General features: G+C 68.9%; 23 protein-coding genes and 1 tRNA gene. 18 read left to right on the forward strand and 6 right to left on the reverse strand.

The genetic code is table 11. The features are described from left to right. Window positions 1-49 precede the first annotated feature (49 nt). From ACQUSM_RS02175 to ACQUSM_RS02185, 3 genes are read left to right on the forward strand one after another with little or no spacing between them, the layout of a single operon-like run. Complete coding sequence (locus tag ACQUSM_RS02175; RefSeq protein ID WP_435115248.1) at window positions 50-814, forward strand: ABC transporter ATP-binding protein; 765 nt, start codon at window positions 50-52, stop codon at window positions 812-814. Further along, on the forward strand, window positions 807-2,555 hold the full coding sequence (locus ACQUSM_RS02180; protein ID WP_435115251.1) for a hypothetical protein: 1,749 nt from the start codon (window positions 807-809) through the stop codon (window positions 2,553-2,555). The genes ACQUSM_RS02175 and ACQUSM_RS02180 overlap by 8 nt, the downstream gene beginning before the upstream one ends. Then, window positions 2,555-3,841, forward strand: coding sequence for a DUF6498-containing protein (locus ACQUSM_RS02185; RefSeq protein ID WP_435115253.1), 1,287 nt, complete (start codon window positions 2,555-2,557; stop codon window positions 3,839-3,841). The genes ACQUSM_RS02180 and ACQUSM_RS02185 overlap by 1 nt, the downstream gene beginning before the upstream one ends. Before the next feature lies 1 nt (window position 3,842). Here the strand turns inward: ACQUSM_RS02185 and ACQUSM_RS02190 are convergent, their stop codons facing one another. Both ACQUSM_RS02190 and ACQUSM_RS02195 read right to left on the reverse strand, forming a co-directional pair. Next, entirely contained in the window at window positions 3,843-4,127 is a 285-nt protein-coding gene (locus ACQUSM_RS02190; protein WP_435115255.1) for a hypothetical protein, read from the reverse strand. Window positions 4,128-4,152: 25 nt separating this feature from the next. Then, complete coding sequence (locus ACQUSM_RS02195; protein WP_435115257.1) at window positions 4,153-5,118, reverse strand: metallophosphoesterase family protein; 966 nt, start codon at window positions 5,116-5,118, stop codon at window positions 4,153-4,155. 170 nt (window positions 5,119-5,288) lie between these two features. Between ACQUSM_RS02195 and ACQUSM_RS02200 the strand changes: the two genes are divergently transcribed. From ACQUSM_RS02200 to ACQUSM_RS02225, 6 genes are all read left to right on the forward strand, one after another. Further along, on the forward strand, window positions 5,289-7,190 hold the full coding sequence (locus tag ACQUSM_RS02200; RefSeq protein WP_435115259.1) for an ABC transporter substrate-binding protein: 1,902 nt from the start codon (window positions 5,289-5,291) through the stop codon (window positions 7,188-7,190). Window positions 7,191-7,316: 126 nt separating this feature from the next. Beyond that, the gene (locus tag ACQUSM_RS02205; RefSeq protein WP_435115261.1) at window positions 7,317-8,363 is read left to right on the forward strand and encodes an ABC transporter permease; all 1,047 of its coding nucleotides are present in this window, start codon (window positions 7,317-7,319) and stop codon (window positions 8,361-8,363) included. Window position 8,364: 1 nt separating this feature from the next. Next, window positions 8,365-9,789, forward strand: a complete 1,425-nt coding sequence (locus tag ACQUSM_RS02210) for an ABC transporter permease (protein WP_435115263.1) — start codon at window positions 8,365-8,367, stop codon at window positions 9,787-9,789. Continuing rightward, on the forward strand, window positions 9,786-10,808 hold the full coding sequence (locus ACQUSM_RS02215; RefSeq protein WP_435115265.1) for an ABC transporter ATP-binding protein: 1,023 nt from the start codon (window positions 9,786-9,788) through the stop codon (window positions 10,806-10,808). Before ACQUSM_RS02210 ends, ACQUSM_RS02215 begins: the two co-directional genes overlap by 4 nt. Then, entirely contained in the window at window positions 10,805-12,310 is a 1,506-nt protein-coding gene (locus ACQUSM_RS02220) for an ABC transporter ATP-binding protein (RefSeq protein ID WP_435115267.1), read from the forward strand. The genes ACQUSM_RS02215 and ACQUSM_RS02220 overlap by 4 nt, the downstream gene beginning before the upstream one ends. A 48-nt stretch (window positions 12,311-12,358) precedes the next feature. Beyond that, window positions 12,359-14,689 (forward strand): heavy metal translocating P-type ATPase, encoded by a 2,331-nt coding sequence (locus ACQUSM_RS02225; protein ID WP_435115270.1) that lies wholly within the window; start codon window positions 12,359-12,361, stop codon window positions 14,687-14,689. Here ACQUSM_RS02225 and ACQUSM_RS02230 read toward each other — a convergent pair. Continuing rightward, window positions 14,686-14,868 carry a hypothetical protein gene (locus ACQUSM_RS02230; protein WP_435115272.1) on the reverse strand — a complete coding sequence of 61 codons (183 nt, stop codon included), beginning with the start codon at window positions 14,866-14,868 and terminating at the stop codon, window positions 14,686-14,688. The two genes, ACQUSM_RS02225 and ACQUSM_RS02230, sit on opposite strands and share 4 nt — an antisense overlap. Window positions 14,869-14,956: 88 nt before the next feature. Here ACQUSM_RS02230 and ACQUSM_RS02235 point away from each other — a divergent pair, with 88 nt between their 5' ends. The 5 genes from ACQUSM_RS02235 to ACQUSM_RS02255 all read left to right on the forward strand — a co-directional run bounded on the left by ACQUSM_RS02235 (window position 14,957) and on the right by ACQUSM_RS02255 (window position 20,362). Beyond that, window positions 14,957-16,114: an LEA type 2 family protein gene (locus ACQUSM_RS02235; protein WP_435115274.1), complete on the forward strand. Its 1,158-nt coding sequence runs from the start codon at window positions 14,957-14,959 to the stop codon at window positions 16,112-16,114. Window positions 16,115-16,281: 167 nt separating this feature from the next. Further along, window positions 16,282-16,626: a DUF7528 family protein gene (locus ACQUSM_RS02240; protein ID WP_435118262.1), complete on the forward strand. Its 345-nt coding sequence runs from the start codon at window positions 16,282-16,284 to the stop codon at window positions 16,624-16,626. A 55-nt stretch (window positions 16,627-16,681) separates the two neighbouring features. Continuing rightward, window positions 16,682-17,701, forward strand: a complete 1,020-nt coding sequence (locus ACQUSM_RS02245; RefSeq protein WP_435115276.1) for an AIR synthase family protein — start codon at window positions 16,682-16,684, stop codon at window positions 17,699-17,701. Between the two features lie 63 nt (window positions 17,702-17,764). Further along, a complete protein-coding gene (gene kynU / locus ACQUSM_RS02250; RefSeq protein WP_435115278.1) occupies window positions 17,765-19,105 on the forward strand; it encodes a kynureninase in 1,341 nt (446 codons plus the stop codon). A gap of 66 nt (window positions 19,106-19,171) precedes the next feature. Continuing rightward, a complete protein-coding gene (locus ACQUSM_RS02255; protein WP_435115280.1) occupies window positions 19,172-20,362 on the forward strand; it encodes an NAD(P)/FAD-dependent oxidoreductase in 1,191 nt (396 codons plus the stop codon). A 63-nt stretch (window positions 20,363-20,425) separates the two neighbouring features. On the opposite strand, the gene ACQUSM_RS02260 is transcribed toward ACQUSM_RS02255, so the two are convergent. Beyond that, window positions 20,426-20,611 carry a DUF5786 family protein gene (locus tag ACQUSM_RS02260; protein ID WP_053948309.1) on the reverse strand — a complete coding sequence of 62 codons (186 nt, stop codon included), beginning with the start codon at window positions 20,609-20,611 and terminating at the stop codon, window positions 20,426-20,428. Between the two features lie 127 nt (window positions 20,612-20,738). On the opposite strand from ACQUSM_RS02260, the gene ACQUSM_RS02265 reads away from it, so the two are divergent. Both ACQUSM_RS02265 and ACQUSM_RS02270 read left to right on the forward strand, forming a co-directional pair. Continuing rightward, window positions 20,739-20,963 (forward strand): DUF5795 family protein, encoded by a 225-nt coding sequence (locus ACQUSM_RS02265; RefSeq protein WP_435115283.1) that lies wholly within the window; start codon window positions 20,739-20,741, stop codon window positions 20,961-20,963. Between the two features lie 48 nt (window positions 20,964-21,011). Then, window positions 21,012-21,188 (forward strand) — tRNA-Trp (locus ACQUSM_RS02270). A 220-nt stretch (window positions 21,189-21,408) separates the two neighbouring features. Here ACQUSM_RS02270 and ACQUSM_RS02275 read toward each other — a convergent pair. Then, window positions 21,409-21,621, reverse strand: a complete 213-nt coding sequence (locus ACQUSM_RS02275) for a hypothetical protein (RefSeq protein ID WP_435115285.1) — start codon at window positions 21,619-21,621, stop codon at window positions 21,409-21,411. Window positions 21,622-22,129: 508 nt separating this feature from the next. Between ACQUSM_RS02275 and ACQUSM_RS02280 the strand changes: the two genes are divergently transcribed. Beyond that, entirely contained in the window at window positions 22,130-22,543 is a 414-nt protein-coding gene (locus tag ACQUSM_RS02280; protein WP_435115287.1) for a type IV pilin, read from the forward strand. 28 nt (window positions 22,544-22,571) lie between these two features. Beyond that, on the forward strand, window positions 22,572-23,003 hold the full coding sequence (locus ACQUSM_RS02285; RefSeq protein WP_435115289.1) for a type IV pilin: 432 nt from the start codon (window positions 22,572-22,574) through the stop codon (window positions 23,001-23,003). 367 nt (window positions 23,004-23,370) lie between these two features. On the opposite strand, the gene fdhF is transcribed toward ACQUSM_RS02285, so the two are convergent. Then, entirely contained in the window at window positions 23,371-25,548 is a 2,178-nt protein-coding gene (fdhF, locus tag ACQUSM_RS02290; RefSeq protein WP_435115291.1) for a formate dehydrogenase subunit alpha, read from the reverse strand. Between the last annotated feature and the right edge of the window lie 20 nt (window positions 25,549-25,568).

Consider the following 25,568-nt stretch of genomic DNA (forward strand, 5'->3'; position numbering starts at 1 on the left):
GATACGCCTTTGGGGGAGCGCCGTCAGACGCCAGTGTCCCACGCTTCCCATGCCCGCCATCGAGACTACCGGCCTGACTAAGCAGTACGGCGACACCGTCGCGGTCGCGGACCTCGACCTCGCGGTCGACGCCGGCAGTGTGTTCGGCTTCCTCGGCCCCAACGGCGCCGGGAAGACGACGACGATGCGGATGCTGACCGGGCTCGTCCGGCCGACACGCGGTCGCGCGACGGTCGCCGGCGCGGACGCCACCGACCGCGACGCCCTCCGTCCCCGGATCGGCTACCTGCCCGAGGAGCCGCCGCTGTACGATCACGCGACGGCCTACGAACAGTTGGACTACGCCGCGGGCCTGCGCGATCTCGACTCCGAGACGGCCCGCGAGCGCGTCGACGAGCTGTTCGACCGCCTCGATCTGCCGCCCGAGGACGCGTCAGGTCGCATCGCCGACTACTCGAAGGGGATGCGCCAGAAGGTCGCCTATGTGCAGGCGGTGCTCCACGAGCCCGACGTGGTGTTCCTCGACGAACCCACTTCCGGGCTCGACCCGCGTGCGGCCCGGACGCTCCGGGAGTTGATCGTCGAGCTCGCCGACGGGGGGACGACCGTGTTCCTCTCGACGCACATCCTCCCGGTGGTCGAGGCGGTTGCCGACGCGGTGGGGATCCTCTACGACGGCGAGCTGGTGGCCGAGGGCGCGCCCGCGGAACTGCAGCGCCGCGCCGAGACCGGCGAAGCGCGCTCGCTGGAGGACGCGTTCCTCGAACTCACGACCGACGCCGTCGACGCGGCGCCGAACGAGGGCGATGGCTGAGCCGAACTGGTCCCGCCACGCGCTCCGAGCGGGCATCTTCGAGTACCGGCGATCGGTTCGGGCGATCCGCGAGGACACGGGCCGGCTGGTGTTGCTGACGCTCAGCGTTCTGCTCCCGACGCTGATGCTCGGCGGGATGGCGGCGCTGTTCGCGCCGATTATTCGGGAGAACGTCCCGGCCGGGCACGCGGTCCCGCCCGCGCTGCGCGGCGGCGCGACGCTGTTCTGGCTGTTCGGCGTCTTCCTGCTGGGCCAGCGGGCGTCGTCGGCCCACAGCGAGCCCGTGGCCGCGCCGTTCGTGCTGACGACAGTCTCCCCACGGACAGCCGTCGTCGGCGGGATCGTCGCGGAGTCGCTGCGCGTGCTGACGTACGTGCTCCCGACCGCGGCGCTCGTGACTCTCGTCGGGGCCTACGCGTTCACGACGCCGGCGCCGCTGCTGACGGTGCCGCTGGTCGGCTGCCTGTTCGTCGCCAGCGCCGTCGTCGCCGGCCGGCTCGCGGGCTACACGACGGCGTGGCTCGTCGCCCGCGTCCCGTTCGTCGCCCGCCATCGGACCGGGCTGAGCGCGCTCGTCGCGATCACGTTCTTCGGGCTGTACATGCTGTTCCAACTCCCGTCGATCCCCTACTCGCTCGACCCCGCGCTGCTGAGCGCCGTCCCGCTGGGCTGGATCGTCGAGCTGCTGGCGGTGGGGACGCCGATCGCGTTCTCCCCCGTCCACGCCGCGGGCGGGCTGCTCACGCTCGGGGTGGTGCTGGTCGCCGGCGGCTGGGCCACCGAGCGGATCGCGACCTCGCTGTGGTTCGGCGACGAGATCGATCCGACCGACGACGGTGCTACGCCGGCGACCACCGAACGCTCGGCCCCCGGCGCGCTCGAACGCGCGATCGCGCCGCTCAGGGTGCCGTTCGTGACGGGGCCGGTCCGGCAGGTCGCTCGGTGGACGCTGCTGCGAGCGAGGCGCGAGCCCCAGCGGCTGAACTTCCTGATGGTGCCGGTGTTCGGCGGGATCTCCGGAATGACGAGCATGGTCCTGCAGGGGTCGGTCTCCCCGTCGGCGTTCGGGCCGGTGGTCGCGCTGATCGCGGGCTGGGTCGGCGGCGCCGCGTTCGCGCTCAACCCCCTCGGCGACGAGGGGCCGGTGCTACCGATGACGCTGACGACGGTGTCGGGGCGGACGTACGTCCGCGGGCTGATCGCGCCGGCGGTGTTCACCGCGCCGATCGCCGCCGCGCTCACGCTCGCGGTCGCGCTCGCCGGCGGTCACGCGCTCGGCTCGGCGCTCGCGCTGGCGGTCGTCGGCTGCCTGTTGACCGCCGTCGGCGCCGCGCTGGCGCCGGCGATCGGCATCTGGTTCCCGCGCTACAGCGCGATCCGGATCGGCAACAGCGACGAGGTTCGGCCGCCGCGCCTGCTCGCCGGCGCGCTCCACACGCTGCTCGTTTTCGTCCCGGGCGCGATGCTGGTGGGCGTCGTCGTCGCGCCCGAGATCGTCCGACTCGTCGCCTCGGGGGTCGGCGCTGTCCCCGGCTTCCTGCTCGGGATCGTGGCCGGGGAGTCGGGAGGGCTCGCCGCGATCGCGTCGTCGTTCGACGGCCTCGGCGACAGTATCCGATCGCTCCCGCTCGCAGTCGTCCAGTTGGGTTTCGGTGCGTTGCTAGTCGGCGGGGGCGTGCTGGCGGGCTGGATCGGCTACCGTGAGGCGGTTCGGCGGTTCGACGAGCACGAGCCGTACTGATGGCGGAGAACGCCCCCGACCTTGACGCCGTCGCCGTCGTGATCGCCTCGAACCTCGTGGTGCCGGCGGGGGTGTTGCTGCTCGACTGGTCGATCGCGGTGCTGTTCGGCGTGCTGGTCGCCGAACTCGCGATCGTGTTCGGGCTGGCGCTCGTGAAGATCCCGTTCGCGGCCAAGCGCTCCCGCGGCAGCGTCGATCGCTCCCGGCTCGCCGGGCTGGTCCACCGGCTCAGGGGGTCGATCCCGCTGCCCGGACCCATCCCCGGCATCTACCCGCGGAACCTCCCGCCGCTGTTCGGCGGCGCCGTGATCGGCTCGGTCCTCCTGCTGTTCGTGGTCGCGCTGTTCGGCTTCGTCGCCGGCGGCGGCGTGACCGACGACGAGGCGGCCGCGATCGCCCTCGGGCTGCTGACGGTGTTGGTCCTCCGGACCGGGGAGGAGCTCCTCGAGTACTTCGTCCGCGGCGGCTACCGCGAACACTCCGCGCAGTCGGCGTTCGCGCCGCCGTTCACGAGCCTGCTCGGGGTCGGATCGCTCCTCGTGGCCGGGGTGGCCGTCGACGCCGCCGGCGTCGCCGCCGACCGCGGCGAGGTCGTCCTCGCCCTACTGGTCGGCGGGAAGCTGCTCCTCGACCTGTGGGGGCTCCGGATCGAGGCCGACGAGGAGCGCCACGGCGTCCTCGCACGGATGTTCGGGAGCACCGAAACCGCGGTCGACCCCGAGCCCGTCGACGAGCCGGCGGGCGATCCGACGGTGACGGTCCGGCCGTCCCGGTCGGTCGCCGTCGTCGACGCGCTCGTCAGCGGGCTGACCTACGGCGTGACGAGCCCGATCACGTTCTTCGCGTTCGTCGGCGGGGGGTTCGGCCTCCTCGCGGGCGGGTTCCGGACGGCCGCGGCGGTCGCGGCGATCGTGCTCGCGCCGTTCGTCGCCGCCCGGGCCGTCGCGCGCTACCTCACCTACGGCGCCGTGGAGTACCGCTGCTACGACGGGCTGCTCGTCGTCGACAGCACGCTGCTCGACGCGGCGCAGGCCCGCCTCCGGCGACAGGCTGTCGACGGCGTGACGATCGACCGCGACCTCGTGGACCGCGCTTTCGACACCGAGACGCTGGCTCTCGACGCCGACGGGCCCGACACGACGCCAGATTTCGGGCTGCCCGACCCCGACGAGGAGCCGGACGACGGCGTGAACGCGGATCGGCCGCGGACGCTCCCGCATCTCCGGGAGTCGGGGCGGGTCGTCGACGCGCTCGGGGTTCGGTGGATACTGGAGCGGGACAGATAGCTCAGTCGCGGCGGTACCAGAACGCGGCGTACGCGGCGAGCGAGAGCGCGAGGAGGACGAGCTCCGCCGCCGTCGCGACGCTCGGCGAGACGCCCGGGTCCGGGATCAGGCCGAACGCGCCGTCGAAGCCGACGAGCGCCAGAATCAGCAGGACGCTCCCTGTCCGGATCAGCGCCCGTTCGGGCCAGTTCTCCGGGTCGGCGCCCCAGTACCGGGACCAGAGTTCGGCCCCGACGGGGAGGACTGCGAGGCCGGCGGCGAGTACGAGCAGGTGCGGGTGGACCATGGAGGGCGTGTTCGGGGGCGGTCGTCTAAGACTCGTCGACCAGCGGGAACTGGGCCAGCCGGATCGCGGCCATGTCGGTCAGTCCCTTGCCAGTGAAGGAGTCCTGGTGGCGCTCGTAGTGGCCGAGCATCATCCCCTCGTGGTCGGCGACGGGGATCAGCCGGACCTCGGTCCCCTCGGGCCCCACGTCGAACAGCAGGTACGACTGCGGGAACGAACAGGTCGTCGGCGACATGATCTCGCGGACGCCCTGCTCCTTCGTCGCCGAGGGGAGGTGGAGGTGGCCGGTAACCACGAGCGGCGCGTCGTGTTCTTCGAGCGTGTCGAGGAACGGCCCGGGGTTGCGCATCGTCGGCGGGATCGCCATCTCGGGCTCGTTGTTGTCGCGGTGCTGCACCAGCTGCTCGGACATCGTCGGGAGGTTGTGGTGGACCGCGACCAGCGGCGTGTCGAGTTCGGGCAGCGTCTCGTCGAGCCACTCGAGCTGGTCGTCGGTGACGAGCCCGTCGTGGGAGTCGGTGAGCCAGTCGTCGCCGCCGGCGCTGTTGAGGCCGACCACGTCGACGCCGCCGACGCGCTCGTGGAACGGCAGCCCGTCGGGCGTGTAGCGCGCCTCGAACTCGCTCAGGGGGAGGTTCTCGTGGTCGTACCCTTCCTTCTCCACGTCGTGGTTGCCCGGGACCGAGCGGAACGGGCTGTCGAGCTCGGCGAGGATCTCGTCGGCGGCGTCGTAGTTCCAGCGCTCGCCGTCCTTGGTGATGTCGCCGACACAGAGCGTGTAGTCCACGTCGCGGTCGTTGATGTCCGCGACCGCGCTCTCGAGGTGGGCCTCGGTGTGCTCGAACAGCTTCGAGGTCCCTTCCTCGCGCGTGGAGACGTGCGGGTCCGCGACGACGGCGATGCGGGTCCGCTCGTCGCTGCGGGGGCGCTGGAGGCGCGCCATCAGGTTCCCGGGTGCGCTACCGCTGTGGTCGACTGGATCGACGGCCATACGGGGTGTGTGGCTACCCCAGTGATAAGCCCACGGAGGTCCGGCGACGGCGGCTGGGTATATATCTATATATAGAGATACTGTCTCAAACGCTCGATTTGGGGAAATACAGTCCCAAACGCACACACAGAGGGCAAACTATTTTTACGGTCGGTAATCCTATTGAGGTGATGCCCGAGGAGAGCACTCGGCGATCGTTCTTGGCGGCGGCAGGCACCGGCGTTGCGGCGGCGCTCGCCGGCTGCGGCGGCAATGCACCCGATCAAACAGCGACGGAATCGCCGACCGACGAACCGGAAGGCGGCTCCGACGACACCGACACGGAGCCGGAGGGGACGCCGCAGTCCGGCGGCACCCTCCAGATGATGGCGACCGGTTCGATCCAGACCCTCGACCCGATCAACGCGAAGGGGTCCGGCGCCGGCTACAACCAGTACAACCAGCAGCTGCTGATGTTCCCGGACGGGGAGTACCCCCCGGAGCCGGCGATCGCGGAGGACTACGAACTGTCCGACGACGGCCTCACGTACACGTTCACGCTGCGTGAGGACGCGACGTTCCACAACGGCGAGGACGTGACCGCACAGGACGTCGTCTACTCCTACCGCCGGCTCGCGGAGTCGGAGAACTCCCGGAACAAGGACGACATCGTGGGCGAGACGATGACCATCGCCCACGAGAAGGATGCGAGCCTCGCCCCGCCCGAGGACGAGACCACTCTCGAGGACGTGGTCCCGAACTCGCTGCAGGTCGAGGCCGTCGACGACTACACGTTCGAGATGACCCTCGCGAGCGCGTTCACGTGGACGCCGTTCCAGATCGCGGGCGGCACGTTCGCGATCCTCCCCGAGAACTCGGTGGGGGACATCGAGGGGTACGACGGCGAGTACTCCTACAACGAGTTCTTCAGCACCGCGGGCGACGGTCCCACGTTCGCCGGCGCCGGCGCCTTCGAGGTCGACTCCTGGAGCAAGGGCGACGCCATCACGCTGTCGGCGTTCGACGGCTACTACGGCACCCAACCCCAGATCGACGAGATCGTCTACACGGTCGTCCCCGACGGCAACACCCGGCTGAACCGCTTCGAAAACGGCAACGCGGACATCCTCGAGGGGATGCCGACGGCGTCGTTCACGCCGGGCAACGTCACCATCGAGGAGGAGGACGGCGCCAAGTCGATCGGGACGTACGACCTCGGCGGGCAGACGGTCAACTACGGCCAGATCCCGGCGCTGACGACGGAGTACCTCGTGTTCAACACGCTCGAGGTCCCGATCCCGGTCCGGAAGGCGTTCGCCTACGCGCTGAACCAGCACTCCGTCGCGGAGAACGTCTACAAGGGGACCGCCACGCCGGCGTACCACATCGTGCCGCCCGCGGCGTACCCGACGTTCGAGGACGGCGTCACCCCGAGCGAGACGTACGACCGTCACGCCGAGGAGGGGTACCAGTCCAACCTCGAAGGCGCCGCCGACGGCTACCCGTACGGCTACGGTGAGACCGACATCGAGTCGGCCCGACAGGTGATGGAAGACGCCGGCTACAGCTCCGACAACACGTTCGAGATCACGGCCACCACCATCTCCGGCAACAGCGCCTACCAGCGCGTGTTCACCCGCCTGCAGTCCAAGCTCCGACAGGCCCACATCGAGATGGACATCACCGAGGCGCAGTTCGGGACCATCATCAGTCAGGCCATCAACGGCAGCATGGAAGTGTTCGCGCTGGGCGACGGGATGGAGTACCCCGGCCCGGAGAACTTCCTGCGCTTCCTCTGGGGCGGCAGCCCGTCGACGCAGTTCACTCGATGGGGCGCCGAGGACAGCTACTTCGACGAGGAGCTCCGCCAGAGCACGATGGAGGCGTGGCAGCAGAACTACGCCGCCGACGACGCCACGCCGGAGTCCGAGGCGGAGGCGTTCCAGACCATCGAGGAGGGCAACTGGCTCTCGATGCAGGAGCTGCCGATCGTCAACCCCGCCAGTCAGCGCTTCTGGCACCAGGACGTCGACGTCGAGATGTACGGCGTGATGGAGAACCAGACGTTCACCGACCTGACGCTCAGCCGGTAGAGCGCTAACCGGCCGGCTTTTCAATACCCCCTTCTTACCCCTGATCGAACGCACACGAATGCACGAAACACGCGGTCTCGACCTCCGGAACGCGCGTACTGAACAGTCGACCGACGGAGGCCAGACGTGAGCAGAGCCCGCTACCTCGCGAAACGCCTGCTCATGGCGATCCCTGTCGTGTGGCTCGGGACGTCGATGACGTGGTTCATCATCTTCATGGGGCCGATCGACCCCGCCGCACGCCTGCTGAGCGAGGGGCAGGTCCGCAACCCGGCCGCGTACCAGGCCGCACAGACCCAGTTGGGCCTGAACCAGCCGCCGCTACAACACTATCTGGACTGGCTCTCGAGCCTGCTGGTGTTCGATCTCGGCCGGACGTGGCTGCTGTACCAGGGATCGAACGTCAACGCGCTGATCATGGACTTCCTCCCGCGGACGCTCTGGCTGGGGTTCTGGTCGGTGCTGATCGCGATCTTCGTCGGCGTCCCGCTGGGGTTCTACGCGGGGATGCGATCGAACACCGTCGCCGACTACGTCGCCTCGATGGGCGGGATCGTCTGGCGCGCGATGCCGAACTTCTGGCTCGGCATCATGCTGCTCGCGGTGCTCGGCAGCTCCCAAGCGATCTTCGGCATCAACTGGGAGACGCTCGGTCCGAACCTCACCTCCGGGATCTCCGGCAACCCGGATCTCAGCTATCTCTCGGGGAACCCGCTGGCTTTCTTCACGAACCCGAACGCGACGCTGCAGGCGATCAAGAAGGTGGCGCCCGCCGCGATCGTCCTCGGCTCGGCGTCGATGGGCAACGAGATGCGTATCGGCCGGACGGCCGTGCTGGAAGTGAAGAATCAGGACTACGTCGAGCTGGCGAAAGTCAAAGGCGTCTCCGACCGCGCGCTCGTGTACAAACACATCCTCCGGAACGCGCTGGTGCCGCTGGTCCCGATCATCACCAGCGAGGCGTTCCTGCTGATCGGCGGCAGCGTGCTCGTCGAGTCCGTGTTCGGGATCAACGGGATCGGCTACCTGTTCTTCCAGGCGGCCATTCAGGGCGACCTCCCGCTCGTCGGGACACTGATGTACGTGTTCATCCTCATGATCGTCGGAATCAACCTCATTCAGGACGTGCTGTACACGCTGATCGACCCGCGCGTCGGGCTGGAGGGTGAGTGAGATGGCGGTGCGAACCTCCCGCGTCACCGACACGCTCACCGACGGCCGGACGGCGGTGTGGGCCGCGGCCGGCGTCCTCCTGCTCGTGCTACAGGTCGGAGCGCTCGCGAACTTCGTCGTCGGGCTGGGGATCGACGCGATACTCGCCCTGCCGGGCGTCGACACGGTGGGGTTCCTGACCAGCCTCGAGAGCGCGGTCCATTCGATCCCGACGCTGCTCTCCCGCGAGACGATCCCCAACCAAGGCTACTACGACGGCAGCGGCTACGAGGGGACGTTCCTCGGGCTCGCGCCCGCGATGGCGTGGGCGCTGCGTGCGGCCCTCATCTACCTCTACGCGTTCGCGGCGTTCGGCTGGGTCGTCTGGGGGCTGCGGATCTACCGACAGGAGTACCGCGCCGCCGACTGGACTCCCCGCGACGACATGATCAACCGCTTCCGCGGCCACAAGTGGGGGATCTTCGGGCTCGTGATCGTGTTCATGTTCGTGACGATGGCGGTGTTCGCGCCCGCGCTCGGGCCGACGACCGTCGACCAGAACATGCGCAACACCTACGGTCACGAGATCAGCTACTGGGACAGCGACACCGACTCGGTCGAGACGGTCGTCGTCGGACAGGCGAACCTCAACTCCCTCTCGCAGGGGAACGACCGGAACATCGGCCCGTGGACGTACGACGACTACGGGCGGTTCCACCCGTTCGGGACGATGCAGGACGGCAGCGACCTGTTCACATTCCTGGTAGTCGGGTCGCGCATCTCCTTGGTGATCGGCGTGCTCTCGGTCGCGCTGAGCGCGTCGATCGCCGCTTCGCTCGCGCTCACCTCGGCGTACTACAAGGGTCGCGTGGACCTGAGCATGGTGCTCGTCTCGGACGCCGTGATGGCGATGCCCCAGCTCCTCCTGCTGATCATGCTGACGACCGTCCTCAGGGAGACGTGGGTCAGCGACCTGTACAGCGGGGGGTTCCTGCTCGCGCTGATCTTCGCGTTCACCGGCTGGACGTACATGTGGCGGTCGATCCGCGGTCCGGCGCTGCAGATCTCCGAGCGCGAGTGGATCGACGCCGCCCGGAGCTTCGGGCAGACACCGATCACGATCATGCGAAAACACATGCTTCCCTACGTGACTGGCTACCTGCTGATCTACGGCTCGATGACGCTCGGCGGGGCGATCATCTCCATCGCGGGGCTGTCCTACCTCGGGCTGGGCGTCCAGCCGCCGACCCCCGAGTGGGGTCGCGCGGTCAACCTCGGGCAGGACTACGTCCGGACCGGCTCGTGGCACATCTCGCTGATCCCCGGTATCCTGATCACGCTGGTCGTGACCGGGTTCAACGCGCTGGGTGACGGCATCCGCGACGCGATCGACCCGCAGTCCGACAGCGCCGGCGGCGAGACCGCCGGGGCAGGGGGTGGCGCGTGAGCGACACGCTGCTCTCCGTCGAGAACCTCCGCACCGTGTTCCACACCGACAAGGAGACGATCCGCGCGGTCGACGGCGTCAGCTTCGACGTCCAGCGCGGCGAGACCGTCGGGCTGGTCGGCGAGTCCGGCTCGGGCAAGTCCGTCACCGCCCGCTCGGTGCTCGGGCTGGTCGAGGAGCCCGGCGTGATCGAGGAGGGGTCGATCGAGTTCCGCGGCGACGAGCTCGTCGGCGGCAACTGGGACGAACACCGCGGCGATATCGCGATCGTGTTCCAGGACCCGATGAACTCGCTCAACCCCGTCTACACCGTCGGGAACCAGATCAAGGAGGCCCTGCGCATCCACCAGGGGCTCCGCGGACAGGAGGCCACCGAGGCCGCGATCGAACTGCTGGAGGACGTGGGAATCCCCGACGCCGCCCGGCGCGTGTCGGAGTACCCCCACCAGTTCTCCGGCGGGATGCGCCAGCGCGCGGTGATCGCGATCGCGCTGGCCTGTGATCCGGACCTGCTGGTCTGTGACGAGCCGACGACCGCACTCGACGTGACGATTCAGGCCCAGATCCTCGAACTGCTGGACGAGCTCCAGCGCGAGGAGAACCTGGGCGTCCTCTTTATCACCCACGACATGGGCGTGATCGAGGAGACCACCGACCGCGTGAACGTGATGTACGCCGGCGAGTTCGTCGAGAGCGCGCCGGTCGACGAGCTGTTCGACAACCCGCGCCACCCCTACACTCGGGGGCTGCTCGCGAGCATCCCCGGCCGGACCGCCGGCGACGAACGGCTGCCGACGATCGAGGGCGAGGTGCCGACCTCGACGAGCGAGCCCACGAGCTGTCGGTTCGCGCCACGGTGTCCCCACGCGTTCGAGGACTGCGAGCAGGTCCACCCGGAACGGATCGACGTGGGCGACGGCAGCGTCGACCACGAGGCGGCGTGTCTCCTCTACGACGAGCGCTTCGAGGAGTCGCCGCCCGAGGAGAAGTTCGCGGACGACGGGGGTGAGCGCGCGTGAGCGCCGAGCCGTTCCTCGAGGTCCGCGACCTCAAGAAGTACTACGACGACGGCGGCCTGCTCGGCGGCGAGCCCGTCAAGGCGGTCGACGGCGTCAGCTTCGACATCCGCGAGGGCGAGACGCTCGGGCTCGTCGGCGAGTCCGGCTGCGGGAAGACCACGCTGGGGCGGACGATCCTCAACCTCGAGAAGGCGACCGAGGGGGAGGTCGTCGCCGGCGACACCGACGTGACCAGCATCTCGGGGCGGGAGCTCCGGGAGTGGCAGAGTCAAGCCCAGATGGTGTTCCAGGATCCGGAGGCCAGCCTGAACGAACGGATGACCGTCGGCGAGATCATCCGCGAGCCGCTGGACGCCCACGACTGGCCGGATCTCGCGGTGTCGGTCAGCGACGACCGCGAGGTGTCGGGCAAGCTCGTCCACCGCGCCGAGGACGGCGAGCGCCCCGACATCACCGTCGGCATCGACGACAGCGTCACCGTCCGCGAGGACGCGCCGCTGTCGACCGACGATGTGGAGGTCGAGGCCGACGAGGTCGAGGTGCGCGTCGAGGTGACCAAACACGCCTCGGAGATGCGCGAGGACCGCGTGCGCCACCTGCTCGAACAGGTGGGGCTGCAGGAGGAGCACTTCTACCGCTACCCCCACCAGTTCTCGGGCGGGCAGAGCCAGCGCGTCGGGATCGCCCGCGCGCTCGCGCTCGAACCGCGGTTCCTCGTGCTCGACGAGCCGGTGTCGGCGCTCGACGTCTCCGTGCAGGCCCGGATCATCAACCTCCTCGAGGACCTGCAGGAGGAGCTCGGGCTCACCTTCCTGTTCATCGCCCACGACCTCTCGGTGGTGCGCCACATCGCCGACCGCGTGGCGGTGATGTATCTGGGCGAGGTGATGGAGCTCGGACCGACCGAGCAGGTGTTCACCGACCCCGCCCACCCTTACACCGAGTCGCTGCTGTCGGCGATTCCCGGGTCGCTGGTCGAGACCGGCGAGCGAATCACGCTGCGCGGGACGCCGCCGAGCCCGCGCGACCCGCCGAGCGGCTGTCGGTTCTCGACGCGCTGCCCGGCGAAGATCCGCCCCGACGAGTACAGCGTCACCGGCGAGCACTGGGAGGCGCTCGATCAGCTCCACTCGGTGCTCCGGGCCCGCGCGAACGCCGAGAAGAGCATCGTCGACGTGGTCAAGGAGCGACTGGGGATTCAGGACGTGTCGACGGTCGACGAGCTCCTGATCGAACTGTTCGACGCCGAGCGGACCGACGACGGCGTCTCGCTGAACATGGCCGACGACGCCGCGGCGGTCGTGTACGAGGCTGCCGAGATGGCCCGCGCCGGCGACGAGGACGGCGCCGCGACGCGGCTGGACGAGGCGTTCGGCAGCGTCTGCACTGAGGAACACCCCGCCGCCAACGACGTGGGCGACGAGCGCGAGAGCCGGTGTCTCCGCCACCGCGAGGAGTACGAGGATCCCGGCCCCGTGATCGAGCAGCGCTACCGGAGCTAGTCGGGCGCGAACCGACAGGGCTTACGCCGCGGGGACGTACCCTCGGCCGTGTCCGATCCGTCCGCGTGCGACCTCTGTGACAGCCCCGTCCCCGAGCACCGCGAGGGGGCGTTCTGTTCGACGGGCTGTCGATCGGTCGCCGAGACCCTCCCGGAGCCCCCTGCCGACGCCGCACCCGAGACGGCCGACGCCGGGGGCGAGACCACGTCGGCGTTCTTCTCGGTCGAGGGGATGCACTCCGCGACCTGCGAGGCGTACCTCGAAGCCGTCGCACGCGGCGTCGAGGGCGTCGTCGCCGCCGACGCGAGCTACGTCACCGAGTCGGTCCGCGTCGACTGCGACGGCGAACCCCCGATCGAAGAACTGACCGAGGCGCTCTCCGGCCTCGGCTACGACGCCACGCCCCGAGACGACCGCGAGCCAGGAAGCGCGGTCGACACTGACGGCGGCGTCGTCGACGGCGCGCTGGGCTACCGCTACGCCGCCGGGGTGGTGTTCGCCTCGTTCCTGCTGCTCCCCTACGCCGTCGTGTTCTACCCGTCCCACCTCGCGGCGCTGCTGGGCTTCGCCGACCCGCTGGGCGGCGGCGCGAGCATCACCACGGTCGTCCCCGTGTTCCTCGTGTTGACGTTCGTCGTCATCGTCGTCACCGGGGCGCCCGTGCTGCGGGACGCCTACATCGCGATCGTGCTCCGGACGCCCAACACGGGGCTGCTCGTCACGCTGACCGCGATCGCGGCGTACCTGTTCGGGCTGGCGGGCTACTTCGCGGGGACGTTCGGCGCCTACTACGACCTCGCGGTGGTGGCGGTCGCCGGCGTCACCGGCGCGACGTTCTACGAGTCGCTCACGAAGCGCAACGCCGCGAGCGCGCTGACCGATCTGACGGTCTCTCGCGTCGCGGACGCCACCCGCGAGACCGACGACGGCACCGAGAGCGTGCCGGTCGAGGCGCTCGAACCGGGCGACCGCGTGCTCGTCCCGGAGGGCGACCGCGTGCCCGTGGACGGCACGCTCGCCGCGGGCGAGTGCACGGTCGACGAGGCGGTCGTCACCGGCGAGTCGACGCCCGTCCGGAAGCGGGCGGGCGACGAGCTGATCGGCGGCTCGGTCGTCACCACGGGCGCGGCGACGATGACCGTCGGCGACGGCGTGGCGAGCAGCGTCGACCGCCTCGCGGCGTCGGTCTGGGGGTTCCAGAGCGCGGCCCACGGCGGCCAGCGCCGCGCGAACCGGATCGCCGAGCGTGTCACGCCGGCGCTGCTGGCGGTCGCGCTGCTCGTCGGTGTCGGCTCGTTCGTCCTGAGCGGCGGCCGGGTCGCCGTCGGAATCGTGGGCGTGCTCACGACGTTCATCGCCGCCTCGCCGTGGGCGCTGGGGTTCTCGACGCCGCTGTCGGCCGGGTCGAGCGTCGCCCGCGCGCTCGACGACGACGTCGCAGTGTTCGACGAGACGACGTTCGAGCGGCTCCGCGGCGTCGAGACGGTCGTGTTCGACAAGACCGGGACGCTCACCACCGGCCGGATGGAGGTGCTCGAATCTGACGCGCCCGACGACCTGCTCGCGGCGGCCGCCGAACTCGAACGACGGGCAGCCCACCCCGCGGCCGCGGCGATCGTCGACGCGTTCGGCGGCGACGCAACGGTCGAGTCGTTCACCAGCCACCCCACGGGCGTCGAGGGAGCGGTCGACGGGCGGCAGATGCTCGTTGGGAGCCCCGACCTGTTCGCGGAGCGCGGTTGGTCGGTGCCCGACTCGATCGCGGACCGCGCGGCCGAGGCGCGGGCGTCCGGGACGCTCCCGGTGCTCGTCGGCGAGGACGGCGCGGCGTCGGGGATCGTGATCGTCGGCGACGAGCCCCGGCCCGACTGGGCGTCGACGCTCGAACGGCTCGCCGACCGGGGGCTCGACGTGGTCGTGCTCACGGGCGACGACGAGTCCGCCGCCGCCGAGTTCGCCGCCAGTCCGCACGTCACCCACGTGTTCGCCGGGGTGCCGCCGGCCGGGAAGTCGGCGGCTGTCAGACGACTGCGTGCCGACGGGCCGGTCGCGATGGTCGGCGACGGCACGAACGACGCGCCGGCGCTGGCCGCGGCGGATCTGGGGATCTCGCTGGGGAGCGGGACCGCGCTCGCGACCGAGGCCTCGGATCTCGCGGTCGTCGAGGACGAGCTCTCGGGCGTCGCCGCGGCGTTCGACCACTCGGCCGAGAGCTACCGGCGGCGGCGCTGGAACGATCGGCTCGCGCTGCTGTACAACGCCGTCGCGATCCCGCTGGCGGTCGGCGGGCTGCTCAACCCCCTGCTCACGATGGGGGCGGCGGTGCTGTGCTGCGGGCTGATCGCCGGCAACGCGTTCCGAGCCTCTCGCGTCGCCTAGTCCGGCAGTTCGAACTCCCCGAGGGTGAGAAAGCCGAGCGCGAAGCCGGCGACGATCAGTCCGCCCGCGAGCAGTTGTGAGCGGGGCGTGCTCGGGAGGTAGCCGGTCGCGAGCGTCCCCCCGACGACGAGTATCGACGCGCCGCCCAGTCCGGCCGCGGTCCGTACGCGTTCGTCCATACTGATAGTTCGCTCTGGGACAGCATGAGCGACACGCTTCCGGCCCGTCCCCGACGACTCTAAAGGGAAGGGCCGTCCATGGCCGTCTATGTTGGGTGGGAAGCTCGCGGCAGCGTCGACGCTGAAGATCGCGGCCGCAGTGTTCGGGGTACTGACACTCTCGGTCGGCGGGGCGTGGGCCGTGGGGATCATCGGCGCGCCCTCGGTCGTCGGCGTCGACAACGGGTTCGGCCCGGTGAACGAGTCGACCACGACGATCGAGTCCGAGATCGTCGTCAACAACCCCAACCCGTTCGGGGTGCGGCTGGGCGGGCTCACGATCGACTACGCCGTCGAGATGAACGACGTGCGGATGGCCACCGGGGGGCGCGAGGGGCTGGGGGTGAACGCCAGCGGCAACACGTCGATCCCGCTCACGACGCTGATGAACAACGACCGCATCCCGCCGTGGTGGGTCAGCCACGTCGAGAACGGCGAGAACACCACGCTGACCGTCGACGCGTCGATCCACTCGGACCTGCTCGGCCAGTCGTTCGAGCCACAGATCGAGCGGTCGGTGAACACGAACGTCATCGGCGGCTTCAACAGCGACGAGGAGCGCCCGATCGAGGTGGACCGCCCGTTCGCCCCCGAGCCCGTGCTCTGGCTCAACAGCACCAGCGGTGAGTGGGGCGCGGTGAGCAACGAGACGACCGAGATCGACACCGCGTTCGAGCTGTACAACCCCAACCCGACGCCGGTCACGATCTCGGAGATCGGCTACGAGATCGAGATGAACAACGTCACCATGGGCGAGGGCGCGACCGAGGGCGCGGTCAGTATCGCCCCCGGGGAGCTCGAGACCGTCCGCGCGACCACGGCACTGCAGAACGAGAACCTCGACGAGTGGTGGGTGAGCCACCTCCAGAACGATCAGACCACACAGCTGGAGGTGACGTTCTACGCGCGGATCGACCTCTCCTCGTTCGGCGGCGACACCGTGGAGATCCGGCTCGACTCCATCCAGCGCACCATCGAGACAGATATCTTCGGCAACGCGGACGGCGGCTCGGGCGACGGCAGCGAGACCGACGGAACGCCGACGCCCGACGGGACCGAAACGGCGACGCCGCCCGACGACGAGGGGACGGCGACGCCAAGCGACACGCCGACCGATGGGGAGACACCAACGCCGAGCCCGACCCCGACACCCACGCCGACGCCGACCGACGACGGCCTCCTCGCGGTCGGCGGGCCCGTGGCGTGACAACACGTCACTGAGCGGCGACACGTTCTTCGCGGCCGCGGTCCTGCGTTCGACCATGCGGAGTCAGCACGCTCCTGATCGGGTTCTTCTCGGACGACGAGACCGCCGTCGCGGTCGAGCGTGAAGACGGCGCGATCCGGCTGACCGTCGACGGCGAGACGTACCGGCTGCCCCGCGAGGCCGCGCTCGGGCTGCGGGAGTCCGTCGGCGACGCGCTGGAGCGCCGGCTGGAGCTGTTCCGAACGGTCGGCCAGTACCGACGCGACGGGAGCTACGCCGTCGCCCGGCGCGGCGCCGACACACCCGGGAACGAGCAGGTGTTCGACTCGTTCGCGGCGCTGCGGGCGCTGTTCGACTCGCTGCCCGACGAGTTCGGTGCCGAGGCGGTCGGCGACGCCGGGGTCACGGGCTCGCGACGGCACCTGATCGTGCGCCACGTCGCCGAGCATCCACGGTTCGACTGTCGGCTGGTCAGCGAGCGCCCGCTGCGTGCAGAGAAGGCCGAGGGCTGACGCCCGGTCGCCGTCGGTCGGCAGGCATACGTCGCCGCCGTCCCCAGCCGAGGGTATGACCGACCGCGGCAAGATCGACCGGACGTTCTTCGCCGAGCGGATCGCCCCTCGGCTCGGTGCCGAGCGCGACGACGTGGCGCTGGCCCCGACCGCGGGCGTCGACTTCGGGCTGCTCGACCTCGACGGGAACGGGCTGGCGGTCGCGACCGACCCGATCTCGGTGCTCCCGGGGCTGGGGTTCGAACGCGCGGGCCGGTTCGGGCTCCACATCGCGCTCTCGGACGTGGCCGTCGCCGGCGTCACGCCGAGCCACCTCGCGATCTCGTTCTCGCTGCCCGAGTCCATCACCGACGAGCAGTTCGACGCGCTCTGGGGGGCGATCCACGAGGAGTGTCGTGAGCTGGGGATCAGCGTGCTCACGGGCCACACCGCGCGCTACCCCGGCGCCGCGTTCCCGTGGGTCGGCGCGGCGACGGCGATGGGCGTCTGCGACCCCGAGGCGGTCGTGCGCCCGGACGGCGCGCGCCCGGGCGACCGCCTGCTCGTGACCCGCGGGCCGGCCGTCGAGACTGCGGGCCTGTTCGCGTCGCTGTACCCCGAGGAACTGGGCGAGCGAGGGCTGGACCCGGAGACGGTCGCCGACGCCGCCGCGGGGCTGGACGAGGCCCGGCTGGTCCGGGACGCCGTTACCGCCGCCGAGGCGGGCAAAGTGTCCGCGATGCACGACGCGACCGAGGGCGGCCTGCTCGGCGCGTTCTGTGAGATGGCCGGCAGCGCCGGCGTCCGGTTCGAGATCGACCACGAGGCGGCGCCGATGCGGCCGGGCGTCGAGGCGGTCTGTGCGGCGCTGGGGATCGACCCGTGGAAGTCGACCAGTTCGGGAACGCTCGCGATCGCCGTGCCGGCCGCGGAGGCCGACGCGGTCCGACGAGCGATCGCGGATCGCGGAACGCCGGTCGCCGAGGTCGGGACGGTGACTGAGGGGTCGGGCGTGCAGTTCCGCGGCGAGGAGTGGACCGAGCCGCCGCGGGATCCGTCGTGGGACGCCTACGCCGAGTTGGCCGGCGAGGGGTGAAGCAGGGAGCGTGTCGGCGGCCGGTGTGGTAACGCCTTTGTCGGGCGCGACGGAGGTTCCGGCATGAGCAGTCCCTTCTCGATCGCCCGCGAGGACGCCGCCGCGCGCGACGCCGAGGATCCGCTGGCGTCGTTCCGCGACCGCTTCGACGTGCCGAGCGAGCTCTACATGGACGGGAACTCGCTGGGCCCGATCAGCGACGACGCCGAACGGACGCTGGACCGCGTGGTCGACGAGTGGCGCGAGCGCGGCATCGAGGGGTGGACCGAGGGCGAGCAGCCGTGGTGGGAGTACGCCGAGCACCTCGGCGAACGACTCGCACCGTACGTCGGCGCCGACCCCGAGGAGGTCGTGATCGCGAACTCGACGACGGTCAACATCCACAGCCTGATCGGGACGTTCCTCGATCACGTCGCCGACGTGCCGGCGCGGGAGGTCGAGGCGCCCGACGCGATCGACGACACGGCGGTCGACGCCTCGGGCAACGTCGTCGTCGCGAACGAACTCGACTTCCCGACCGACCACTACGCGATCCGGGCGCAGTTCCGCCAGCGCGGGCTGGACCCCGACGAGCACCTCCGGCTGGTCGAGAGCCGCGACGGCCGGACGATCGAGTACGAGGACGTCGCGGCGGCGATGGACGACGACGTGGGGATCCTGTTCATGCCGACCGTGCTCTACCGCTCGGGCCAGCTGTTCGACGTGGCCGCGCTGACCGAACTCGCCCACGACAACGGCGCGCTCGCGGGGTTCGACGCGGCCCACTCCGTGGGCGCGGTGCCCCACGAGTTCTCGGCGGCCGACGTGGACTTCGCGGTCTGGTGTTCGTACAAGTACCTCAACGCCGGTCCCGGATCGATCGCGGGGCTGTACGTGAACGAGCGCTACCACGGGCTGACGCCCGCGCTGCCGGGGTGGTGGGGGAACGAGAAGGCCTCGCAGTTCGACCTCGAACTCACCTACACACCGGAGCAGTCGGCGGGCGCGTGGCAGATCGGCACCGTGCCGATGCTGTCGGCGGCGCCGCTTGAGGGCTCGCTCGACCTGCTCGACGAGGCCGGGATCGACCGCGTGCGGGCGAAGTCGCTCGAACTCACCGACCTGCTCGCGACGCTGGTCGCGGATCTCTCGGCGGCGGGCTACGAGTACTCGGTCGGCACGCCCGCGGATGGGAAGCGACGCGGGGGCCACGTGGCCGTCGAACACCCCGACGCCGACCGCGTGAGTCAGGCGCTGCGGGAGCGCGGGGTAGTCGTCGACTACCGTCCGCCGAACGTGATCCGGATCTGTCCGGCGCCGCTGTACGTCGGCTACGCGGACGTGTACGACGTGGCCGAACAGCTCCGGAGCGTGATCGACGAGGGCGCACACGAGGCGTTCACGGCGAGCGAGGGCGTCTCGTAGCGCGACGCGAGCGAGCCGGAACTCCGGCGTGAACACCGTTTTGTCGGCGGAGACCCAACACCGACCATGGACGTTCTGGTGCTCGGCGGCGGCTACGCCGGCCTCACGGTGACACGGAAGCTGGAGCGGCGGCTCCCGGCGTCGGCGACGCTCACGCTGGTCGACGACACGGGGAGCCACCTCGTCCAGCACGAACTCCACCGGGCGGTCCGGGAACCCGACTACGTCGACGACATCTCGGTTCCGCTGGCGGAGATCCTCGACCGAGCGACGCTGCGGGAGGCGGCGGTGACCGACGTGGACCGCGAGGCCCGGACCGTCTCGCTGGCCGACGGCGACGCGATCGACTACGACTACTGCGTGGTCGCGCTGGGTGCCGAGACGGCGTTCTACGGTATTCCGGGCGTCGAGGAGCACGCGACGCCGCTGAAACGGCTGGACCACGCCGCGACGGTCCGCCGGGAGTTCGAGACGGTGGTCGACCAGTTCGGCCACGACGACCCGGCGGCCGATGCCGAGCGGACCGGAACCGTCGTCGTCGGGGGCGCCGGCCTCTCGGGCGTACAGGTCGCGGGCGAACTGGCGGCGATGGCCCGCGAGCGCGAGGTGGGCGACAGCGTCGAGATCGTCCTGCTCGAACAGGAGCCCACCGTCGCGCCCGGCTTCCCCGAGCAGTTTCAGCGGGCGACTCGCGACCTCCTCGACGAGCAGGGCGTCGACGTGCGGACGGGGACTACCGTGACCGCCGCCGACGACGCGACGATCACGACCGAGGCGGAGACGATCGACTACGACCAGTTCGTCTGGACCGGCGGGATCCGGGGGAACGAAGCCATGGGCGGCGATCGCCCGCAGGTGCGGGCGGATCTCCGCCTCGACGACCACACGTTCGCGCTGGGCGACGCGGTGCGGATCGTCGACGCCGACGGCGAGCCGGTTCCCGCCAGCGCCTCCGCGGCGGTGCGGGCCGCCGAGACGGCCGCGCGGAACGTCGTCGCCGCGGCGACCGCCGACGGCGGCTTCGTCGACCTCCAGCAGTGGCGCTGGGAGAGCCCGGGCTGGCTGATCTCGGTCGGCGACGACGCCGTCGCACAGCTCGGGCCGACGGTCGTGACCGGCGGCACCGCCAACGCGCTCAAGTCGGCCGTGGGGGTGACGTACCTCGCGGAACACGGCTCGCTCCGGCGCGCGCTGGGCGTGTTACGAAAGGAGATGGACGACGTCGATGAGTTCGCGGAGCTACTTGAGCGGCTCTAAGCCACGGCTGTTCGGTCGTCGGTCAAGAACGAAAGGGGGCTCGTGACGCGGCGGTCACGGGCGTTACTCGTCGTCTTCGTCGTCGTCGCGCATCTCGTCGAGCTTGCCGACCAGCTCGTCGGTCGACTCGGTGGACTCGAAGGAGAGGTCGCCCTCCTCGCCGCCGTCGATGTCGACGCCCTCGGCCTGATCGTTGGTGTCCTGGTTCTGGTTCTCCTGCTCGGACTCGTCGTACGATCCAAATCCCATGACTGGTCGGACGGCGTGCAGCGCAAAAACCCTGTGGACCTGTCGGTCCCGTGAGGGTGGTTGTCGCCCGGCTTCCCGCCGCGGCGGACCGACAGGGCTTACGGCCCCGGGGGCCGAGAGGTGGGACATGAGCAACCGTGTCGTGCAGGGCCGGATGGTGACGCCCGAATCGCTGGCCGAACAGGTCGAGGGCGACGACGTGCTGGAGGCCGAACCGATCGAGGACGCCGACCGGGACTGCCCGGACTGTGGCGGCGACGTGATCAGCGTCGGCTACATGCCCAGCGTGACGGAGTTCGTCACCGCGTACAAGTGCCAGGAGTGTGACTGGGCCGAGATCGACCGGGACTGAATCGGATCGAAATCCCTTTACACCGAACGGATGTAGCGAGGAGTGCAAGGGGACGTGGCCAAGCCCGGGATGGCGACTGACTCCAGAGGCCACGCGCCCGGTGACGAACTCCAGACTGATATACCGAGTCGGCGACTGATCATCGCTCGGCGACGACGACCCTCTGGAGGACCGAGGCGCACCGGAGATATCAGTCGACCGGGGGTTCAAATCCCTCCGTCCCCATTCTTCGTTGTCGCGAACACCGTGAGCGACTGCGAGATTTTCGGTCGGAGGATTCGAACCCAGAGAACGAGCGCCAGCGAGTTCTCGTGGTTCACAATCCCTCCGTCCCCATTTCTCCGCCGCCAGCAACGGTCGCGAGCGGCTGTACTGTCCTTGACGCACAGCCGCGCGGGTGTCCAGATCGTGGTAGCGCGCCGTCGACAACGACAGACCGGCTACTCTACATCAGGTCCCGAGCGGCGCGGAGAATGTACCCCAGAATCACGCCCGCGAACAGAATCAGCGGGCCCTCAGTCATGTTCCCGCGGTAGACCAGGAACCCCATACCGAGAAACATCACGAGCACGATCAGCGTCACTGCGGCGAGGACGGTCCCACGCCAGGCGGTGGACCCGGCCTTCTTCAACTGATCCTTCGGCGTCTCTTCGGACATAGGGCGGTGTTCAGTTTCAGGACTGAAAGAGACACCGCCCGAACTTCCTGTCAACAACTCACACCGAGGCACGCCGTCGGACGACCGAGCCGAAAGCCGAACTGGGGGCGTCGACGCCGAGTAGTCGCCATACGCGCCGCCGACGAGGTGGAGAGAACCGACCTCGCACCGCAGTCGCTCACGTCCGCCGGCGCGATCAGAGACGATCGAACGGATTCCTGCGGGCATCCCGAGTCTCAATCCCGATAGATACGCCGACGGTGTTTTGTCACTCCGGCGCGGCGTTCCACCCGCCCCACATCGGGGCTTCCTACAACCCGGTCGGGAGCCAGCACCGGCTCCCTTCCGTTACTCATCGACATAGTGTCATACAAACATACTTTTTCGGACGTGATAATTGGGCCATTGTCCTTATACCCATCCGCCTGATTTTGACGGGTAGACCCAACCTGGTGGGGACACGGCGCCGTGTGGTAATGTGTCGCTACCGCCGGGTTGTAGGCAAACCATGAAATCGAAACTCAAAGCGTTACTCGACGACGAAAGCGGTGTCAGTCCTGTCATCGGTGTGATCCTAATGGTCGCGATCACGGTCATTCTGGCGGCCGTGATCGGGACGTTCGTGCTGGGGCTGGGCGACAGTCTCAATCAGGCGCCGCAGGCGCAACTGGACGCGGAAGGCGGGACGGGTGAAATCACCCTTTCCCACAATGGTGGGGATGCTCTCACAGTCTCCGATATTACGGTGAACGTTGAAGACCCCAGTGGCAGTTCCGAGTCGGTCTCTTGGGGATTCAGTTCGGAATTCGGTGTGGGTAATTCAGTAACAGGCAGCGTCACCAGTACTGGCACCTACTCCGTGACTATCGTCCACGATCCCTCACAGTCGATCCTTCTCGACACCGAGGTCGACGTCCAGTAAAGAACCAACCGATCAATATTTTGCAATCATGAAACAAAAAAGCTATTCCGAGGATGATCGCGCCGTCAGTCCCGTCATAGGGGTTATCCTGATGGTTGCAATAACCGTCATCCTTGCAGCCGTGATCGGGACATTCGTCCTCGGGCTTGGTGACAGCCTGCAGCAGGCGCCGCAGGCCCAGCTTGAGGCGGGGACGTTCACCGACGGTGCTGGTAACACAGACCTGGAGATCTCGCACAACGGTGGCGACGCCATCGTTGCTGGAGACCTCACGATCACGGTCAATGGTGGCTCAAGTACGACTCTGGACAATGCAGGCACGGGCTATGCAGCGGAGGATGAGTTCTCCGTTGGCGAAACGGCTCAAGCCGACGGCATTACCGTGTCTGACGGGGACCGCATCCGTGTGATTCACACACCGTCTGACTCGATCCTCTTGGACACGACTATCGAGACGTAACGAACGTCGTAGTCGTGGCCAGCTTTTTCGTCCGAGCGATATCCACCAATACCTAGTATACCTTTCTTCGACGTCCAAGCTCTCGCCCGTAAGTACAAATAATCGAATAAAGGCCTGTCGAGGCAATGCAAGTCACTGCGAAGCGGCGGCAAAGCCCGATAAGAGGGACCAATACGTATTGCGAGCGGGGTCAACAACGACCAAAGTAACTACTTCGAGGGATCTCTCGTGGGGAAGTTTAGGCAGAGTTGACGCCGATTTTCTATCGGTTGATCACCCTTTGAGCGCAATAATGCAGAAAATCTCGGTAGTAGGCTGTCGCCGATTCCGGAACGCATCTTGAAGAAGACCACTACCGCCTCCGAACTCAGTCGTCCGCCGACACCCCACCCACCGACTCGACCTCCACCTCGATCTCCGCGGCGGCCGCCTTGTACTCCGGAATCTTCGACCGCTCGTCGAGCACGTCGTTCGTCAGTCGGTTCGCCGAGGCGGCTGCGAAGTGCGGGGTCGTCCAGACGACGCCCTCCTTGATGGCCTCCGTCACGTCCGCCCGGACCGTGATCGCGCCCCGGCGGGAGCGCAGCCGCACCTCGTCACCGTCCTCGATGCCGTAGCGTTCGGCGTCGTTGGGGTGGACGTCGACGAAGTTCTCCGGCTGCTGGCGGGCGAGCGTCGGCGAGCGGCGGCTCATCGTCCCCGTGTTGTACTGCTCCTCCAGCCGCGCTGTCGTGAGCACGAGGGGGTACTCCTCGTCCGGCGTCTCCTTGGGCTCCTGGTGGACGACGCCCTCGATCCGGCCGAGGCCGTCCTCGGTCTCGAACTCGTCCTCGTAGAGGTACGGGTCGCCCTCGTCGCCCGGCTCGTAGCAGGGCCAGTGCAGCCCCGCCTCCCCGAGCGCGTCGTAGCTCATGCCGTGCATGATCGGGCACACCTCCCGGAGCTCCTCGAACACTTCTTCGGGTCCGTCGAAGTCGAACCCACCGCCGGGCTCCGCCCGGCTCTCCGAGGAACTCCGTTCCTCTCCCTCCCCGAACAGCCGGGTCCCCACCTCAGCGACGATGTCGAGGTCGTGGCGCGTGTTCTCGTGGACTTTGTGGACCCCGCGCATTCGCTGAACCCGGCGGTCGGTGTTGGTGACCGTGCCGTCGCGTTCAGCCCACGTCGTCGCCGGTAGCACCACGTCCGCGAGCTCGGCCGTCTCGGTCATGAAGATGTCCTGCACCACGAGGAAGCCGAGATCCTCGCGGAACCGCCGCTCGGTCGCGTTCCCGTCCGGCTCACTCATGATGGGGTTCTCACCCATCACGTACAGCCCGTGGACCGTGTCGCCGATGGCGTGGGAGATCTCGACGTTCGTCAGCCCGGGCTCGGCCGGGATCTCGAACCCCCACACGTCCTCGACGCTCGCTCTCGCTTCGTCGTCGTCGACCAACTGATACCCCGGGAGCACGTTCGGCATCGCACCCACGTCGCAGGTGCCCTGAACGTTGTTCTGCCCGCGAAGGGGGTTCACGCCCGCGCCGGGTTTGCCGAGGTTGCCGGTGATCAGCGCGAGGTTGATCTCGTTCTGGACGTTGTCGACGCCGCAGGTGTGCTGGGACATCCCCATCCCGGTGAAGATGGCGGCGTCGGTCCCCATCGCGTACTTCTCGGCGGCGCGTTCGATCTCTTCGAGCGGGACGCCACACTCCTCGGCGGCGGCCTGTTTGTCGAAGTCTTCGAGCGTCTCCCGCAGATCCTCGAACCCTTTGGTGCGCTCCTCGACGAACTCTTCGTCGATCCAGCCCGCCTCGGGCTCGGCCTCGTGGCGTTCGAGGATCGTCTTCAGCACGACGTTGAGCAGCGGGATGTCCGTCCCCGGCTCCAGCTGGAGATGCATGTGGCGCTCGGTCCCCTCGATGTCGAACGATTCGGTGGTCTTGTTGGCGTGGGGGTCGACTTGAATCACCGTCGCGCCCTCCAGCACCGCCTGCCGGAAGTACTGGCTGTTGGCGATAGGGTGCTGCTCGCCGGGGTTCGCACCCTGAATCCACAGCACGTCCGCCGACTCCTCCAGATCGGCCATGCTGTTGGTCATCGCGCCCATCCCGAGGCTCGTCCGCAGCGCCCAGACCGTCGAGGCGTGACACATCCGGGTGCAGTTGTCGATCTGGTTCGTGCCGTAGCGCCGTGCCAGCTTCTGGAGCAGGTAGTTCTCCTCGTTGAACGTCTTCGAGGAGCCGAAAAACCCCATCCCGTCGGGACCGTGCTGCTCGCGGATCGATGCCATCTCGTCGACGACTCGGCTCAGCGCTTCGTCCCACGTCGCTTCTCGGAACTCTCCCTCTTCCTTGATCAGCGGTTCAGTCAGTCGATCCTCGTGGTCGACGACCTGCGTCGCCGCGCCGCCCTTGATGCAGACGCTGCCCTCGTTGACCGGCGCGTCGCCCCACGGCATGAAGTTCATCTCCCCGCGCTGTTCGCCCTCGCGGACGCGGATCCCGCAGCCGACGCCGCAGTACGGGCAGATCGTCTTCACCGGCTCGTCCGCCTCACTGGACATCGTCGTCACCGTGTGTGGTC

The organism is Halolamina sp. C58 (assembly GCF_051195095.1).
GTDB lineage: Archaea > Halobacteriota > Halobacteria > Halobacteriales > Haloferacaceae > Halolamina.

Coding starts and splice junctions, on each gene's coding strand:
- ACQUSM_RS02175 (WP_435115248.1), top strand. CDS start 50: ATGCCCGCCATCGAGACTACCGGCCTGACTAAGCAGTACGGCGACACC.
- ACQUSM_RS02180 (WP_435115251.1), top strand. CDS start 807: ATGGCTGAGCCGAACTGGTCCCGCCACGCGCTCCGAGCGGGCATCTTC.
- ACQUSM_RS02185 (WP_435115253.1), top strand. CDS start 2,555: ATGGCGGAGAACGCCCCCGACCTTGACGCCGTCGCCGTCGTGATCGCC.
- ACQUSM_RS02190 (WP_435115255.1), bottom strand. CDS start 4,127: ATGGTCCACCCGCACCTGCTCGTACTCGCCGCCGGCCTCGCAGTCCTC.
- ACQUSM_RS02195 (WP_435115257.1), bottom strand. CDS start 5,118: ATGGCCGTCGATCCAGTCGACCACAGCGGTAGCGCACCCGGGAACCTG.
- ACQUSM_RS02200 (WP_435115259.1), top strand. CDS start 5,289: ATGCCCGAGGAGAGCACTCGGCGATCGTTCTTGGCGGCGGCAGGCACC.
- ACQUSM_RS02210 (WP_435115263.1), top strand. CDS start 8,365: ATGGCGGTGCGAACCTCCCGCGTCACCGACACGCTCACCGACGGCCGG.
- ACQUSM_RS02230 (WP_435115272.1), bottom strand. CDS start 14,868: ATGGACGAACGCGTACGGACCGCGGCCGGACTGGGCGGCGCGTCGATA.
- ACQUSM_RS02235 (WP_435115274.1), top strand. CDS start 14,957: ATGTTGGGTGGGAAGCTCGCGGCAGCGTCGACGCTGAAGATCGCGGCC.
- ACQUSM_RS02245 (WP_435115276.1), top strand. CDS start 16,682: ATGACCGACCGCGGCAAGATCGACCGGACGTTCTTCGCCGAGCGGATC.
- kynU (WP_435115278.1), top strand. CDS start 17,765: ATGAGCAGTCCCTTCTCGATCGCCCGCGAGGACGCCGCCGCGCGCGAC.
- ACQUSM_RS02255 (WP_435115280.1), top strand. CDS start 19,172: ATGGACGTTCTGGTGCTCGGCGGCGGCTACGCCGGCCTCACGGTGACA.
- ACQUSM_RS02260 (WP_053948309.1), bottom strand. CDS start 20,611: ATGGGATTTGGATCGTACGACGAGTCCGAGCAGGAGAACCAGAACCAG.
- ACQUSM_RS02265 (WP_435115283.1), top strand. CDS start 20,739: ATGAGCAACCGTGTCGTGCAGGGCCGGATGGTGACGCCCGAATCGCTG.
- ACQUSM_RS02275 (WP_435115285.1), bottom strand. CDS start 21,621: ATGTCCGAAGAGACGCCGAAGGATCAGTTGAAGAAGGCCGGGTCCACC.
- ACQUSM_RS02280 (WP_435115287.1), top strand. CDS start 22,130: ATGAAATCGAAACTCAAAGCGTTACTCGACGACGAAAGCGGTGTCAGT.
- ACQUSM_RS02285 (WP_435115289.1), top strand. CDS start 22,572: ATGAAACAAAAAAGCTATTCCGAGGATGATCGCGCCGTCAGTCCCGTC.
- fdhF (WP_435115291.1), bottom strand. CDS start 25,548: ATGTCCAGTGAGGCGGACGAGCCGGTGAAGACGATCTGCCCGTACTGC.